The 1,096-nt window shown below is 66.9% G+C and carries 1 protein-coding gene; it reads left to right on the top strand.

The window, feature by feature from the left end:
• Positions 1–777 (top strand): NAD(P)H-dependent flavin oxidoreductase (locus AC1D15_RS33705; RefSeq protein ID WP_477829486.1); only part of this gene is annotated, 777 nt, incomplete at its 5' end.
• Positions 778–1,096: the final 319 nt, after the last annotated feature.

The raw sequence follows: 1,096 nt of genomic DNA, 5'->3' as shown, positions 1-1,096 counted from the left end.
GTCGGCGCCGGGCTGCCGCTGGACCTGCCGGAACTGGCGAGCGAGCACCCGGACACGCTGTTGATCCCGATCCTGTCTGACGCGCGCGGCGTGCAGTTGCTGGTGCGCAAATGGGAGCGCCGCAAGCGCCTGCCCGATGCGATCGTCATCGAACACCCGGGGCTGGCCGGCGGCCACCTGGGCGCGGCGCGCATCGGCGACCTGCATGACGCGAGGTTCGATTTCGAGACGGTGATCCCGCAGGTGCTGGCGTTCCTGCGCAGCGGCGGCTACGAGAAGGACATCCCGCTGATCGCGGCCGGCGGCGTGCGCAGCCATGCCGACGTGCGGCGGCTGCAGGGCCTGGGCGCGGCAGCGGTGCAGCTGGGTACGCCGTTCGCGGTGACGCATGAATGCGATGCGCACGAAGCCTTCAAGCAGGTGCTGGCGCAGGCGCGTGATGRAGACCTGGTCGAGTTCACCAGCGTGGCCGGGCTGCCGGCGCGCGCGGTGCCGACGGTCTGGCTGCGCAACTACCTGAAGGCCGAGCCGCGCCTGCAGAAGACGGCGCACGTGAAGCCGCGCTGCACGTTGGATTTCGACTGCCTCGCGCAATGCGGCCTGCGCGACGGCCTGCCGGGCTGGGGGCAGTTCTGCATCGACACGCAGCTCGCGGCGGCGCTGCGCGGGGATGTGAAGAAGGGGCTGTTCTTCCGCGGGGTGGGCAAGCTGCCGTTCGGGGAGCAGATCCGCGGGGTGGGTGAGTTGTTGCGGTACATGGTGACTGCGGTGGGCTGACTCCATTGTTTCTGCAGACTGTTCCGCGTCTGTCTCTGCATGGGCACGTGGAGATACGCAGATTTGCGATCGGCGTCATCGTGAACCTCTGGCATGTTGCAAGCCACCGACGGCGTCGCATGTGATGCTTGCCAACGATCAAGCTCGGCGCTTCAATGCGCGCAGTACGCCGACCAGGCAGTCCCCTTGAGAGGGTGTGGCGGCGCGAATCGATCAACCGCCTACTGAAACTCGACGATGAACACGACGACCCATGCAGGGGTCTTTGCTGTTGCGACTTGCCTGCTTTTGCCTGCCGTCCCATGCCACGCTGATATTC

It is taken from the genome of Rhizobacter sp. P2_H2 (assembly GCF_056403375.1).
The sequence above is the reverse complement of the archived record's forward strand: the minus strand, read 5'-3'. Positions and strand labels throughout refer to the sequence as shown.